14 protein-coding genes are annotated in these 15453 nt (G+C 51.1%); 10 read left to right on the plus strand and 4 right to left on the minus strand.

The window, feature by feature from the left end:
- Positions 1–9 precede the first annotated feature (9 nt).
- The 4 genes from DESAC_RS10510 to nuoF form a co-directional block, all read right to left on the minus strand.
- Positions 10–462: an NADH-quinone oxidoreductase subunit C gene (locus DESAC_RS10510; RefSeq protein WP_041284494.1), complete on the minus strand. Its 453-nt coding sequence runs from the start codon at positions 460–462 to the stop codon at positions 10–12.
- Complete coding sequence (locus tag DESAC_RS10515; protein WP_013707052.1) at positions 452–976, minus strand: NADH-quinone oxidoreductase subunit B; 525 nt, start codon at positions 974–976, stop codon at positions 452–454. Before DESAC_RS10515 ends, DESAC_RS10510 begins: the two co-directional genes overlap by 11 nt.
- Before the next feature lie 106 nt (positions 977–1082).
- Entirely contained in the window at positions 1083–1439 is a 357-nt protein-coding gene (locus tag DESAC_RS10520) for an NADH-quinone oxidoreductase subunit A (protein WP_013707053.1), read from the minus strand.
- An 84-nt stretch (positions 1440–1523) separates the two neighbouring features.
- On the minus strand, positions 1524–3356 hold the full coding sequence (nuoF, locus tag DESAC_RS10525; RefSeq protein WP_013707054.1) for an NADH-quinone oxidoreductase subunit NuoF: 1833 nt from the start codon (positions 3354–3356) through the stop codon (positions 1524–1526).
- A 539-nt stretch (positions 3357–3895) separates the two neighbouring features.
- On the opposite strand from nuoF, the gene fbp reads away from it, so the two are divergent.
- From fbp to DESAC_RS10575, 10 genes are all read left to right on the plus strand, one after another.
- Entirely contained in the window at positions 3896–4999 is a 1104-nt protein-coding gene (gene fbp, locus DESAC_RS10530; RefSeq protein ID WP_013707055.1) for a fructose-1,6-bisphosphate aldolase/phosphatase, read from the plus strand.
- A gap of 410 nt (positions 5000–5409) precedes the next feature.
- Positions 5410–6012: a tRNA (N6-threonylcarbamoyladenosine(37)-N6)-methyltransferase TrmO gene (gene tsaA, locus DESAC_RS16085; RefSeq protein ID WP_013707056.1), complete on the plus strand. Its 603-nt coding sequence runs from the start codon at positions 5410–5412 to the stop codon at positions 6010–6012.
- Positions 6013–6062: 50 nt separating this feature from the next.
- Positions 6063–6908 (plus strand): 4Fe-4S binding protein, encoded by an 846-nt coding sequence (locus DESAC_RS10540; RefSeq protein ID WP_013707057.1) that lies wholly within the window; start codon positions 6063–6065, stop codon positions 6906–6908.
- 96 nt (positions 6909–7004) lie between these two features.
- Entirely contained in the window at positions 7005–7193 is a 189-nt protein-coding gene (locus DESAC_RS10545) for a hypothetical protein (protein WP_013707058.1), read from the plus strand.
- 560 nt (positions 7194–7753) lie between these two features.
- Entirely contained in the window at positions 7754–8407 is a 654-nt protein-coding gene (locus DESAC_RS10550) for an energy transducer TonB (RefSeq protein ID WP_013707059.1), read from the plus strand.
- A gap of 170 nt (positions 8408–8577) precedes the next feature.
- Complete coding sequence (locus tag DESAC_RS10555; protein ID WP_041284498.1) at positions 8578–8769, plus strand: CooT family nickel-binding protein; 192 nt, start codon at positions 8578–8580, stop codon at positions 8767–8769.
- A gap of 62 nt (positions 8770–8831) precedes the next feature.
- On the plus strand, positions 8832–9818 hold the full coding sequence (locus tag DESAC_RS10560; RefSeq protein WP_013707061.1) for a class I SAM-dependent methyltransferase: 987 nt from the start codon (positions 8832–8834) through the stop codon (positions 9816–9818).
- A 433-nt stretch (positions 9819–10251) separates the two neighbouring features.
- Complete coding sequence (locus DESAC_RS10565; protein ID WP_013707063.1) at positions 10252–12393, plus strand: TonB-dependent receptor; 2142 nt, start codon at positions 10252–10254, stop codon at positions 12391–12393.
- A 73-nt stretch (positions 12394–12466) separates the two neighbouring features.
- Positions 12467–13165 (plus strand): DUF4198 domain-containing protein, encoded by a 699-nt coding sequence (locus DESAC_RS10570; RefSeq protein WP_013707064.1) that lies wholly within the window; start codon positions 12467–12469, stop codon positions 13163–13165.
- Positions 13166–13413: 248 nt separating this feature from the next.
- Entirely contained in the window at positions 13414–15438 is a 2025-nt protein-coding gene (locus tag DESAC_RS10575) for a TonB-dependent receptor (RefSeq protein ID WP_013707065.1), read from the plus strand.
- The last annotated feature ends 15 nt before the right edge of the window (positions 15439–15453 follow it).

Genomic DNA, 15453 nt, shown 5'->3' on the forward strand with positions numbered 1-15453 from the left:
GTATACGTCCTAATACCCTTCTTGGGGATAATCTTTCCTTAACGGGTGATAGCCTTCACATTCCGGCGGCGTCAGAATCCGGCGCAGATCGGGATGACCGCTAAACTTGATGCCTACTAAATCGTAGGCTTCCCGCTCATGCCAGTCCGCTGTAGACCACACCGACACCACCGATGGCAGGGCCGGGGCGTCATCATTGGCACAGAATGCCTTCAACGCGATCCTATTTCGGTTCTGGTGCGAATATAAATGGTAGGTTGCCGCGAACCGGGGTGAAGCCGGGTGATAATCCACCCCCGAAACCGAGGAGAGGTATCGGAAAGACGTCTCCGGATCATCCCGCAGAAATTCACATATCTCCACCAACTTTTCCGGTTTGACCGTGACCGTAGCATCTCCCCGAAACTCATAGACGTCCACAATCTCATCGGGGAATTGAGCCTGCAATTTGTTAATGGCCATGTCCATGCGTCCTCCTGGCCGGAATCTGATCGCGATATTTCTTCGTCAGGAATGGGTCTTTTAAGATCTTGTCGTGGAGTTTGAGGATACCATACAACAGCCCCTCAGGCCGGGGGGGGCAACCGGGGACATATACATCCACCGGCAGATACTGGTCAATGCCCTGGACCACCGCATAGCTTCTAAATATGCCACCCGAAGAGGCACAGGCCCCCATGGCAATTACCCACTTCGGCTCGGTCATCTGCTCGTAAATCCGGACCACCGCCGGTACCATCTTTTTCGTCACCGTGCCGGCCACGATCATCAAATCGGCCTGGCGCGGCGACGCCCGAAAAGCCTCCATCCCAAAACGGGCAATGTCATAACGGTTCGCTGCGGTCACAATCATCTCGATAGCGCAGCAGGCCAACCCAAAGGTCGCCGGCCAGAGAGAATTCTTCCGGGCCCAATCCACCATCTTCTCTAAAGAGGTCGTTAAAATATTGTTCCCTAAATGTTCTTCAATACCCATCCCGTGTTCCTCTTTATCTTCCGCCGTCGGCAGGTCTGATTTTACACTTAACCTCCACCCTGGCAGATAGAGTGATTAAACCAGCATCATCTCTTGCCGGGATGCCTTATTCCCACTGGAGGGCGCCTTTACCCCAAACATAGGCCAGGCCTACTGCCAGGACGAGAATAAAGATCCCCATTTCAATGAGGCCAAACAATCCCAGGGCCCGGTAAATCACTGCCCAGGGATAGAGAAAAATTGCTTCAATGTCGAACACCAGAAAAAACATGGCAATGACGAAAAACTTCACCGAATAACGGCTACGGGCATCTCCGGACGGAATCATGCCGCACTCGTAGGGAAGGTCCTTGACTGCCGTGTGAGTCTTCTTCCCCAAGGCCTCAGAGAGAGCCACCATCCCTACCGCCACGCCAAGGGCTATGACCAGATACACCAGAATTGGTAGATAATCGATAAGCATCGCCTGTTCCTTTGTTAGCCTTTCCGGCCCTGTCTTCCTCTCGCTACCCGGCGCTTCGCCGGCTCATCGAAGCGGCAGCCACCCCTATTTTTTGCACAGGGGGCAGGTCCCGTTCAAATGAGCCAGATAATCATCACGATAGCGTTCTATCGTCGTCTTGATAAAAAATATGGGACTCATGGCCAGAGCGCAGTTGGCGCTATCCGCCATTACCTGGGCTACCTTGATCATTTTATCCAGATCGGCTTCTTCTCCCCGACCATCGGCAATCTTGCAAATCAGGTCGTAGAGAATCCTGGTGCCCCGCCGACAGGGTAGACAGAAACCGCACGACTCGTGTTGGAAGAAGTAGAGGATGCACTTGACCACATCAACAATGCAGGTATCCTCATCCATGACCAGCATAGTGCCCGACCCCAGAGCACCTTCGATAGCCCCCATGGCCTTATATTCCATCGGAGTGTCGAGCTGGTCTTCGGTGATGAAGCCGAAAGAAGCACCGCCGGTCTGACAGGCCTTGAACTTCTTGCCACCCCGGATGCCGCCGCCGTATCTGTCGATCAATTCCCGCACCGTCATGCCCAGATCGGCCTCAATGACGCCGGGCTGGTTCACATGCCCAACCACCTGGAAGATCTTGGTGCCGGTAGCGTCTTCGGTGCCTTTGGCCTTATACCATTCGCCGCCTTTGCTGATAATCATCGGAATACTTGACAGCGTTTCGACATTATTGACAATACTGGGCTTGCCCCAAACACCAACCTGACCCGGAAACGGCGGTTTAACCCGCGGATTACCCCGCTTGCCCTCGATCGATTCGATCAGGGCCGTTTCTTCCCCGCATACATAGGCGCCGCCACCGGACTGCACTTCGATGGTAAAACTGAAGTCGGAACCGAAAATATTCTTGCCCAAACAACCATTTTGCATGGCCTGATCGATGGCATTCTGCAGACGCAGCATCGACAGATAGTATTCCCCCCGGACATAGATATACCCATGAGAGGCGCCTACCGCATAGCCGGCCAGGGCCATGCCCTCCAGCACCCGGTGGGGATCGCCCTCCATAATATACCGGTCCTTGATTGTGCCCGGCTCACCTTCATCAGCATTGCAGACAATATACTTGGGGATAATCGGACTCGGCTGGGTAAAGGACCATTTCAACCCCGCCGGGAAACCGGCACCACCTCGACCTCGAACCCCGGCCGTCTTCACCTCATTAATGGCATCCACCTGGCTCATCGAGGTGACGGCCTTTTTCAGCCCTTCGTAGCCGCCCTTGGCCCGATAATCATCCAAACTCATCGGATCAATCCGGTCCAGGTTGGCGAACAATACCATGTTGTCCTGATCTAACGGATACGCCAAGGGCTTAATCGTCGTGCGCGCCAGAGTGCGGTAATCTACTTCTTTCCCCGCCCGGTAGTTATCCAGGATTTCCTTGACCTTCGCACCCGTCAGATTACCAAAGACCACTTCGTTGATCTGCATGGCCGGGGCCACTTCGCATGTACCTAAACACGCCGTAAGTTCTAAGGTGAAAAGGCCATCCGAGGTTGTCCCCCCCACCTCTACTCCCAATTCTTCCTTCAGCGCCTCCAGGATATTCTCCGCCCCGTTGACATGACAGGGCGCTGATTCGCACATCCGGATAATATATCTGCCCCGGGGAGTAACAGAATACATGCTATAGAAAGTCAAAACCCCATATAGATAACCATATGGGATTTCAAGTTCTTTCGCTACCAGTTGTAAGGCCTCCAGGGGCAGCCAGTTACCACAGATATCCTGCACGGCGTGCAAGATGGGCAACACCTTCCCTTTTACCTTACCCAACTGCTGACATACTTCTCTGATGCGCTTGACCTGTTCCGAGGTCAATTCGGCGCTTACGGGCTTTTTTAATTCCGCCATGGTTGCTAGCCTCAAGCTCAAGATGTCATTTAGGAATAAATGAAAAAATCCACAAAGCAAAATCCTACTTTTCCGCTTCAGCCATAATCCATGATGTTTTTATAATGCGCCAGGGCTGTTTGTCAAGCATAATTTGTGACAGAAATATTTTTTCCCTGACCCCTCTAAATTCATCGGTTTATGAAGCCGGGCTCGTGGCCCCTCCTGTTTGGTATATGTTCAAAATATTCTAAGTATCGCAATCTTAAAGTTATTTAAGAAGATATCGGTCAATGGCCGCAGATAGTCGCGCCACTGCTTCTCCACGATCTCCAGGCTGTTCCCTGCGGACCGGGTAATAGAGGCAACCGCGATCCAACTTCACCTGGTTAGATATTTTACGGTATTATTTTGATTGAATATTTGCTATAATAGGAAACTATCTCATACATAATCCCACTCTTGTCGCCTGCACCTCGGTCTTTTCCATCGGCATCTATAAGCCTGTATTATTGGGTGATTTTTCGTCAGCAGTAAATATTTACCAAGAGGAGAAGAACATGGCAGACAAAATTACCCTGAGCGTGATCAAAGCCGATGTCGGCGGCTACGTGGGGCATTGCGCCATGCACGGCGAGCTGATTTTGGAGGCCAGCCGTCATTTAGATGATGCCCGCAGCCAGGGAGTCCTCGTTGACTACCACGTCACCGCCTGTGGTGATGACCTGGAACTCATCATGACCCACTCTCATGGCGTTGATAATCGGGATGTCCATCATCTCGCCTGGGAGGTCTTTGAGGCCTGCACCGAAGTCGCCAAAAAATTAAAGCTCTACGGCGCCGGACAGGACCTGCTGAGCCACGCTTTTTCCGGCAATGTCAGAGGCATGGGTCCGGGCGTGGCAGAAATGGAGTTTGTCGAGCGCGAGTCTGAGCCCATCGTTATCTTTATGGCTGATAAGACATCGGCCGGGGCCTGGAATTTGCCCCTCTACAAGATTTTCGCCGATCCATTTAATACCGCCGGTCTGGTCATCGCTCCCACTCTGCATGCAGGTTTTCGCTACGAAGTCCATGACGTTAAAGGTCATCAGAAAATATTATTCAGCACTCCGGAGGAACTCTATGATCTCCTGGTTTTTATCGGCGCCACCGGACGTTATCTAGTAAAAGCGGTCTATACCAAAGACGGGGAAATAGCCGCCGTCTCCTCTACCGAGCGACTGGCTCTAATTGCCGGAAAATACGTCGGTAAGGATGATCCGGTCTGTGTCGTCCGCTGCCAGGGAAAGTTTCCCGCCGTCGGAGAGGTTGTGGAACCCTTTTCCATGCCCCACATCGTCGAGGGCTGGATGCGCGGCTCTCATTACGGCCCCCTCATGCCGGTCCCGTTATCACAGGCCCGTCCCACCCGATTCGATGGCCCTCCCCGAGTTATATGCTTGGGTTTCCAACTGGCTAACGGCCACCTCGTTGGCCCCTGCGATATTTTTGATGATCCCAGCTTTAATGAAGCCCGCCGCCTCTGCAATGTCATTGCCGACCACCTGCGCCGCCACGGCCCCTTTGAACCGCATCGCCTGCCCATGGACGAAATGGAATATACCACGCTGCCCCAGGTGATGGCCAAGCTACAGGACCGTTGGCAACCTCTGGAAAACTAGGTTAAAACAGCATCAGGTCTTGTCCTGGAACTTCCCGGAAGGCTATGACAAGACCTGGTTCAAAGTCCTACTGTCATTAGTTATCCATAATAAACGTGGCATATCAGTAGCTTAGTCTAATACGCTAATTGTCATTCTTAATAACTATCTTTGATTTATCGAATTTACAGAATTTCTCATCAATCCCTCTTCCCTTCACCCCCTTCTCTCTCCCCTTTTATTGATTGCGCCGGCCTCCAGCCTGTGTCGCAGTTATTTTCTGGTCAACAACCGGAAACCGAAAACTTTACCTCGAATGACAGATATGCCATTTTACAAGCAGTGCGAGACTGAAATATGATATGATGAAGCGGGTGGCGGAAATGACCCATGCTGGTTGCCGACTCTCAGCCGACAGAGAGGTATCTGTTATGGAAAGAAACTCAGAGTTTTTTAACTGTAAAGAAGCCATTGCCGGCCCCGTTCCGAGATCATTCCGGCAGACCTTGATATCTCTGGCCGCAGGGATGTTCCTTCTGCTAGCCTGTCTGGGCGGGTCGGACCGACAGCCCGCCTGGGGCCAGGAAAAATCCAATGGAGGCGCCGTGATGTCGCAGATTACGATCAATCCTGTCGGCCGGGTAGAACGGCGGGGAGAAAAGATCTTTGTAGTGGTGAAACCAGATTACGCTGAATCTTTGGATGGCCTAGAGGGCTTTTCTCACCTCTGGGTGATCTATTGGTTCCATGGCAACGATACGCCTGAGAAACGACGTACTTTGAAGGTCCATCCGCGCGGGAACCCGGCCAATCCCCTTACCGGCGTCTTTGCCACCCGTTCCCCGGCCCGCCCCAACCTGATCGGCATGGATGCCTGCCGACTGATCAAACGTGATGGCAACCGGCTTGAGGTAGAAGGTCTGGCGGCCTGGGACGAAACGCCGGTGATCGACCTGAAACCCTACCTGCCGCAGATTGACTCACCCGCCAACACCACCATCCCGAAATGGGCCCGTTCCATTCCTCCAAGATAATAGAGGAATACTAAGGCTTCTTCTCGCTCTATTGTGAGGTTAGAAACTACATGTGCGAATTCTGTCTGCAGCACGGCGAAGGCAAGAAATGGTATCTGCAGGCCAAAAACTACGCCGATGACCTGCTCAGCGACCTGCGTCGACGCCGTTTTATCAAGAAATTTCTCTCCGACCCCGAGGCCCTGGCCCGAGACGTACGCAACCTCGAACGCCTGGAGAAGGCGCCGACTTTTATTCGAAATATCATGAGCCGGACTATAACCCGCAAAATGCAGCAGGTTCATTTCGGCCAGATAGTCCCCATCGAAGACATCGAGCAGATTTTCGGGTTTGTGAACAGCATTATCAGGGTAGCCTGTATCTGCCGCCAGGCCTCGCTCGGCCAGGAAAAGCGTTATTGCTACGGGATCAGTCTCCAGCCCGAGGGGGGGAGGTTTGCCGAAATCTTGCGGGAACTTGATGGCAGCTATTTATTCGGCCCCGAGAATACGGGACTGGAAGTACTCACCCGAGAAGAGGCCATCGCCGCCTTTCACGCCCATGAGCAGGAAGGACTGTGTCACAGCGTCTGGACCTTCCATACGCCTTTCATCGGCGGCATCTGCAACTGCGACCGCTCCGACTGCCTGGCGATGCGTTGTACCATAACCCATGCAGTGCCGGTGATGTTTCGCGGCGAATACATTGCCCAGGTCGACCCGGATCGGTGCGTCGGCTGCCGCGAGTGCCTGCGGTTCTGCCAGTTCGAGGCCATGACCTACAGCACCGCCGATCAAAAAACGGTGATTGACCCGCGGCGTTGTTATGGCTGCGGCGTCTGCCGCTCCGGATGCCCCGAGGAGGCAATCCAGCTTGTCGACCGCATCAGTGTGGCCGCGGCGGCGAATCTTTGGTAGGAAATAACACCTTTCAGAATGACCGGGAAGTGGAAGATGTTTTTTGCCAGAGCCTTTGATAACTCCTGAAAACCAAAAGAATGGAGAGGAGCTGAAATGGCAAATCCGATGTGTCGACAATGCCCCCTGCGGGCCCGCTACGACCGCAACCCCCGATCATTGTTGGGTAGACTCTGGCGATGGCATGCCAACTGGTGCCCCGGCTGGAGGGCTTATATGAATTCTCTGCCCGAGGAAGAGAGGAAAGCCCTGGCCCAGAAATATGATTTGAAAAAATTCCTCTAATGCTCCCATAACTGCGAAAAAGGCCTGTCAAGCGAGACGGTATGGATTAACTCCCGGCCATTATCCTTGTTTCCCGCCAGACAATCGACCCGGGTGTGGTGGCAGCTATTATCATACTGTGAAAAAAATTATTGACAAAACCTATTATTTGTAATAACCTTCACAAGAGTTGATCAAGGGACCGAATCCCCTTAACTCGATATATAAAAAAGTAAAAAACACCGGCGGCCATGAAGGCTTCTAACCCCAGAAGGGGTCGAACTTTCATGGTTTTTTTTATTTTTCTAATATGTAATTATTATGCCTGATAAATGATTTACCGGTAGCATAGGCTTTCTGGCCTGTGCAGCAATCATTTTCCAACTGCGGCGGGATGCGCTTCACTTTGGCGTACGCCGATCTGCGATTCCCGCCCTACGCAACCGGCCGCGGTATTTTCTCAGTAATACTGCTGAGCCAGCGGTTAGAGTATGGGTATCCGGTTGAGATAAATTATTTTAGTGAAATTTATATTCGTTTTATCAACACTCAAATGACGACGGAGTAATGGAATAACGGTTATGCCAGTAGCAACGCGCTTCGGGGGAATTTTCATTTCTGCCCTATGTCACTGTCTTATCCTGCTCATTCCCATATCTCTGGCTACCAAGGTTTCCAAAACGTTTCCGCCGGTTGAATTTATCATGACTATGGCGGAAAAGCCGATGGCCAGTGAACCGCCCCCCCGGACGGTGGAGCCGCCTAAACCGGAACCGGTGCGGCCCAAGCCAAAGATAAGACCGCAGCCCCGACCGAAGCCGGTAGTTACGGAGCCGGTGGAAACCAAAACTTTTATACCTCAACCAATAACCGCCGCTCAACCATCACCTCCCATTTCCCCCCGGCGGACGGTAACTCGGGGGACCGGGGCCCCTACCGGCCCCCTGGTTACCGATTTCGGCAGCGCCACCGGCCCGGCCTTCCTGCGCCGGGTGATGCCGGTTTATCCAGAGATGGCCCGCCGTTTGGGAAAAGAGGGACGCGTGGTACTGCGGTTGTCAATCGATGCGCGGGGCAATCTTCGGGGAGTGGAGGTAATCCAGGGGGCCGGCTTCGGTTTTGAGGAGTCGGCTATGAGAGCCGTCAAACAATCCTCCTTCCGGCCAGCTATGGTCCAGGGGGAACCGAGGGATAGCATTGCCCGGCTGCCGATCAAGTTTATCCTCAGGAATTGATGACCAAGATCGGGCAGATACGCCGGCAATACTACGTGTTGCTCGAAATGCCTAACAGCGGCAATTGTCTTTACGTCATTAACGGCCTGAGTGGTAATAACGGCGTTATAATAGTCAAACAAGCCTTAGCATTAAGGCTGAAACTGGAAAACTGCAGGAGGTGCTTTAACATGTGTGAAGCCACCGCATACATTCTTAGAAACGGCCAGGAGGAACTGCTGCTGCCGGATGTAGACCTTATCGAACCGGAAGAGGACGGTCTACTACGGTTAATCAGCATCTTCGGAGAACAGAGAGTGGTAAAGGCGGACTTCCTGAGGCTGAATCTGGCAGATCATAAGGTAATCCTCAAGGAAACCTAAAAAGGCGAAAAGATAATAAAGATCAGGGCAGGGGCTGACCTTGGCGGGGAGACCCTGCCCTGATGGGGAATTGGCCTGAGGAGGGGTTGCACACCCGCGTCTGTACCAACGCCCCTATTGTTATTTTACGGATAGAAAGGGGTGAGGGCAAGAGAAAAATAGGGGGAGGAAAAAAGGTGAAATTCATTCGGAGAGGCACGATTTTGCTGTTGTCGGTTCTCATTTTGCCGTCACTGCTTTATGCCCAGGAGCAGCAAAAAGAGCAGGTCATCTATGACCACGATCGGATAAAGGACGAGATGTCAAGACGCTGGGATCCAGAAAAATATGATAAATATCCAGGACATATCGTGCAACAAGGAGAAGAAGCCGCAGCCTGGCAGGAGCTTTTTGGCAAACTAATTACCGGCAAAGGTCTAAGAATATTGGATGCCGGCTGCGGCACCGGTGAAATCAGCTTCCTGCTGGCCGGCATGGGACACGAGGTCTACGGTATCGACATTTCTCCCAGAATGGTGGATAGAGCCAAGGAGAAAGCCGAAACCAAGACCGAGAGTGACATTGGCCGCCGTGTCCATTTCCAATTGGGGGACGCCGAAAAACCGCCTTTTGAAGAAGGGTTTTTCGACGTTGTAGTTTGCAAACACGTACTGTGGGCACTCCCCTCACCCCAGACGGCCTTAGACAGTTGGACGAGGGTTATCAAAGAAAACGGCAAGGTCATTGTAATCGACGCCCTCTGGGACGACGGGAGTCTGGTGACAAGCCTGAGAAGAAAGGTGGGAAGGTGGCTGATGTACGTCTTCGAGAAAAGAGATCTTTCCAGTAGTCATTATTCTCCTGCCTTGCAAGCCTCGTTGCCGCATGCCAAAGGCGTCCCCCTGGGAAAGGCCAAAACCTATTTGGAACAGGCGGGACTGTGTGATATCCAGGACGTGGATTTGAACTATTTAAGCGATATACAGAAGAAAGACATGCCGTTCTGGTACCGGATCAGCCGCAACTGGGACTACTACGCCGTCTGCGGCCAAAAGCCGTTAGAAAAATAGTAACACATTTAGTTAAATGAAATTAAGCCTGAATTATTCAGAAAATACAGTGGTCAGTGACCAGTTGCCAGTGGCCAGTTGCGTAGGGCGCGAATCGCAGATCGGCGTAAGCCAAAGCGAAGCGCATCACGCCTTCTGGGATGCTCCGACACCCATTTTCATGGTTCGGGGGGGTGACCCGCGGGTAATGGCAATCATCAAAAGATTGAGGTTCCTAAATGTAGGATGGGCAACGCCTACCATTTCTTGATCTGTTCTCTCAAGTAGCTGAAGTATTACGAACAATAACTCTTGGTGCCCAGGCTTTCTAATCTGTGATGGAGCAGTACTATTAAAGAGAAGAAGGCGAAAGACCCAAGCGATAACTTGATAATGAGTACAAATAAGATCAATGCAGGGCAGGGGCTGACCTTGGCGGGGAGACCCTGCCCTGATGGGGAATTGGCCTGAGGAGGGGTTGCACACCCGCGTCTGTACCAACGCCCCTATTGTTATTTTACGGATAGAAAGGGGTGAGGGCAAGAGAAAAATAGGGGGAGGAAAAAAGGTGAAATTCATTCGGAGAGGCACGATCTTGCTATTGTCGGTTCTCATCCTGCCGGCACTGCTTTATGCCCAGGAAAAGTTTCAGGAGCAGACAATCGATGAAATAGTGGTGGAAAGTGAACGCCTGGTGAAGGAGCAGGGCAAGGTAACCATTAGGTCCGAAGGTCTGCCAGCGGAGGTGAATATAATCACCAGGGATGATCTTGAACATACGCCCTATACGGGAGATTATCTCGATATGTTGCGAAACGTGCCGGGAGTAAATATCGCAAAATACACCGGCGGCAATTACGGCGATGGAATTTCTATGCGTGGGTTTACTGGCGGCGCCCATGGGGCGAATACTGCCTTTTTCGTGGACGGTATGCCCATGAATGTCATGGCCTATGTCCATGGAATGCAAGATATTGCCTGGCTGGTGCCGGAAATGATCGAACGCATCGAGGTCATCAAAGGGCCGTTCTCGGCGCTCTATGGCGATTTTGGCTTAGGCGGGGTCATCAATATCATCACCAAAAAATCAGAAAGTGGTCCCACTGTTGGGTTATATGGAGGGACTTGGGGAACTGGTCAGGGAATCGGAGTCTTTAGCGATCCGTCTTACAAAGTAACTCCTTTTTTGGTATGGGAGGGCTATACCCGACAGGGATATCGGGACAATAATGATTTCGAGCGGGGGCAGTTTTTTAACAAATTCACTACCCCTTTGGGGGAAGGGTATCTATCGCTGCGAGCCCACTACGTGGCCAGAACTTGGGGTGATCCGGGTTACATCTCGATAAACAAAATAAAAACAGGTCTAATCAGCCGGACAAGCGCGGTAAGCCCATACGATCGAGGCGATAGCGAAATGGCCGATGTGGTTTTGAACTACTCCCCCAAAGATGACGAACAAGGCTTTTACGGCACACTCTACTATGCCTATTATGGCATCGACACTGGCAGGACATGGGATGGATACACGCAGAGTCGGAAGGACAGCTTCTCAAACTATTGGGGTTGGAAGCTGTTTTATAATTACCAGCCCTTTGACAATCTGTCTGTGATTGTCGGTGATGATCTGCGCTATGATCAGATCAATGCCAAAGAATGGGATACCATTGCATATTATAATTATCTGAATACAACCCGTAACCAAGAATTTCATTATTTCAGTACTGGTATATTCAGTCAGGTACAATATAAGCCCTTTTCTTTCCTAAAACTCTTAGGTGGTCTGCGCTTCGACCAATTTCAAATCGAAGTGAACAATAAGCTTGTGCCCCAGAATTCCGGTAATTGTAGCCCCAATTTGTGGAGTCCCAAATTTGGTTTGGTACTTACACCTTATAAAGATATCAATATCTTCGCCAACAAAGGGCGGGGTTTCCGTTCACCCAGCGAAGACGAGTTGTCTCCGTCAACTCCAGCCCAAAATGCTAATTATACTATGGGCCTGCCCAAGCTTGATACGTGGGATGTGGGCTTCAACGCGCTTTTCCTGAAACGATTATATGTCGCTTTTGACTATTATAACACCCTGTATCAGGGGGAACCGTGGCAAGATCCAATAACCTTAACTTATTACAACTTAGGTACTTCCAAACGTACCGGCCTCGAGATAGAAACCAAGATTTTCCTCACCAAGGAACTGTCGCTCTACGGTAGTTACTCTCATGTGCGGGCGCGCTTGAAAAATCCTCCTACCCCTGATGCCTGTTATGTTCCTTATATCCCAGCAGATATGGGAATCATCGGATTACAATTCAGGAAGCCCTGGGATCAAAACAATCAGCAGTTAAGCCTAGATTTTTACTATCGACTCTTGGGCCGAAGCCCCGCCAATTCTACTGCTACTCTCATAGGATCAAAATTTGAACAATATTCTTCAAGGTTGGCCTATCGCTATAAAAATTGGACCGCCTCAGTGGATGTTACATTAACCCCACGCCACTATTCCTCGGAAATCTACGTGGACGTCGGTTCGTTGTATTATCCCCCATTACCTTTTTTGGAGGTCTTGGGCGGACTAAAATACCGGTTTAATTAAACAACATTTGCTTATTGGAAGTTTATTGCAAAAAACTGTTTCTTAAAGATCACCAACTTAAGGGAGAAATCTTATGAAAAAAGCAGTTATGCTGGCGTTGGCCTTAACCCTGGTTTCCGCTGCTACTCTTTACGCCCACGACACCTGGGTGGCCAGAGACGGCGGCACATACGTGGTGATGTGGGGCCACGACGGTAAAAGCGATCCCTACAAGGCGGATTTCATCAAGGCGGCCAAGGGCATAGACGCCTCCGGAAAAGATCTGTCGGTAATGGTAAAAGACAAGGGCACCAGCGCCACCCTGGTCATGCCCCAGGAACCGGCTCTGGTCATCGTGGTGTTTAACTCGGGCCCCTGGGTCAAGACTCCTGAAGGCTGGAAAAATGTATCCAAACGCGGCGTCAAAGATGTCCTCCAGTCCATAAAAGGGGAAACCTTCAGCAAGAATCTCTGGGAGTGGAACAACAGCTTCACCCAACCGGTGGGCGGCAAGATGGAACTGGTGCCATTAAAAAATCCCCTGGCTCTGAAAGTGGGGGACAAGCTGCCTTTTCAAGTTCTGTATGACGGCAGACCCTTGCCCGGGGCCACAGTGGGAGCGGAAGGAGTGGAGAAGGACTCTCTGAAAACCGACAAGGACGGGAAGGCCGAAGTGGTCATCAAAAAGAACGGGCTTAACATAGTAAAAGCTACTCGCAAGACCGATACGCCCAATGACCCCGATGCCGATATGCTTTACAAATCGGCCACTATCGCCTTTGAAGTGAAGTAAGCATCGGATCACCTGATGAAGATGAGGATAAAGAATATTGAAGTGCAGAGAGAGAGCTCGGACCTGGGGGATGGTTCGACTTCGGCACCAGGAGAATAAACACAAGGGCAGGGGCTGACCGTGGCGGGGAGACCCTGCCCTGATGGGGAATTGGCCTAAGGAGGATCCAAAGATCGGCGTATTGACGAGCACCCCTGTTGTCATTTTATGCATCAGAGGGGGTGATACCAAGGCAAAAGGGGGAGGCTGTGAAATCTTTTAAGATCGTTGTAGCGGCATTTCTATTGAGTTTGATCTGTCCGGAATTGCTCTTTTCCGAAGAGGAGAAAAAAGAGCAGGTTAATGTCATGGAAGAAATTTTGGTGGAAACCGAACGCGTGGTAGAAAAGCAGGACAAGATTACCATCAGACCTGAGGGATTGCCGGCACAGGTAGATATCATTACCAAGGACGAAATCCAGCGGACGCCTTATACCGGTGATGTTCTCGATATCCTGCGTAAAGTGCCGGGTTTGAATGTACAGAAATATCCCCGCGGAGACATGGGACATCAAATCGGTTTGCGAGGCTTTATCGGCAATAATGGCGTGGCCGTTTTTGTGGATGGGGTGCCGGTAAACACCCTCCATTGGTGGAACGGCCAGGTGGAGATTGGCTGGCTGATCCCGGAGATGATTGAACGCGTTGAAGTCATTAAAGGACCTTTTTCAGCGCTTTACGGCAATTTTGCCCTGGGAGGGACTATCAATTTTGTCACCCGAAAGTCTGATCCATCTTCCAGTTTGGGGGGATATGGAGGCAGCTTTGCCACAGGTCGGGGAGTGGGTGTCTTTAGCGACCCCTCCTTGCAATATACCCCTTTCTTGGTATGGGAAGGGTATATCCGGGATGGATATCGTGAAAACAGTGATTACCAACGCGGCCAGTTTTTTAATAAAGTTACGTTCCCGTTGTGGCAGGGTGACGTATCAGTGCGGGCCCATTATGCCGCCCGTACCTGGAGTGACGCCGGTTACTTGAAAATTGAGGAGATGAAAAAGGGGATAGTTAGTCGCACTAGCGCAGTAAATCTCACGGACCGGGGCGACAGTGAAATGGCTGATGTTGTAGTAAATTACTCCCCCCACGGAGGAGAAGAAGGCTTGCATGCCACTCTTTACTATACCTATTTATGGAATGCCACCGGAAGGACGTTTCCACCTTCGCCCCAGGCACGACGTGACAGTTCGGAAAATTACTGCGGTTGGAGGCTATTGTATGATTACCGCCCCTTCGACCAATTATCCCTTATCGCCGGCAACGAACTGCGCTATGACTCGGCTAAGACCAACGATATGAGTTCGCTCAATTATTATACTATTACCAAAGTAAAATCCCTCTACGATTTCAACCAGTTCAATACCGCCTTTTTTGTACAGGGCCAGTACAAACCTTTTTCCTTCTTTAAACTGGTCGGTGGGTTGCGCTACGATACGTTTAATATCGATGTTAATAACATACTGTATCCCCAGAACTCCGGAAACGCCTATCCCGATATCTGGAGTCCCAAAATCGGGTTAGTAATCACCCCTTATCAAGACATTAATATTTACGCCAATAAAGGAACGGGATTCCTTTCCCCCAGCCCCAGCCAATTGTCCCCCGCCTCGGCAACCCAAAAGGCAAATTTTGACCTGGGCCTGGCAAAATTGGATACCTGGGACGTAGGCATAAACGCCCTCTTGTTCAAACGGCTTCAGATCAACATTGACTATTATAACACTTTATACCAGCGAGAGCAGTGGTTAAACCCGGCCACCTTGGTATATGAAAACCTGGGTGCTTCCAAACGGACCGGCGTCGAAGTAGAGGCCAAAATCTTCCTCACCAATGAACTTACTTTTTACGGCAGTTGGGCCGATGTGCGGGCCAGACTGAAAAACCCGCAAACGCCCGGGGCGGTATATATTACCGGCCAACCCGAGGATATTTCCACTGTTGGTATAAATTATCAGAAAGCCTGGGCCGGAGGAGGTCAACAGGCTGTCTTTGATTTCTGCTATGCCCGCAGCGGCCGTAAGCCGGTCGATACGTCCGGTGCCCTTATCGGATCACAATTCGATCGATACCTTATGAAAGTAAGCTACCGGTATAAAAAATGGACGGCTTCGGTGGACGCGTGCTTCACGCCCCGAAAGTATGCCGCGGATACCTACACCACCCAAAGTGGTGAGATAGCAATTATCCCCTATCCGACGTGGGATGTGCTGGCTGGAATTAGATATCAATTCTAATGCTATGTGCTTGAT

The organism is Desulfobacca acetoxidans DSM 11109 (genome assembly GCF_000195295.1).
Classification (GTDB): Bacteria; Desulfobacterota; Desulfobaccia; order Desulfobaccales; family Desulfobaccaceae; genus Desulfobacca; species Desulfobacca acetoxidans.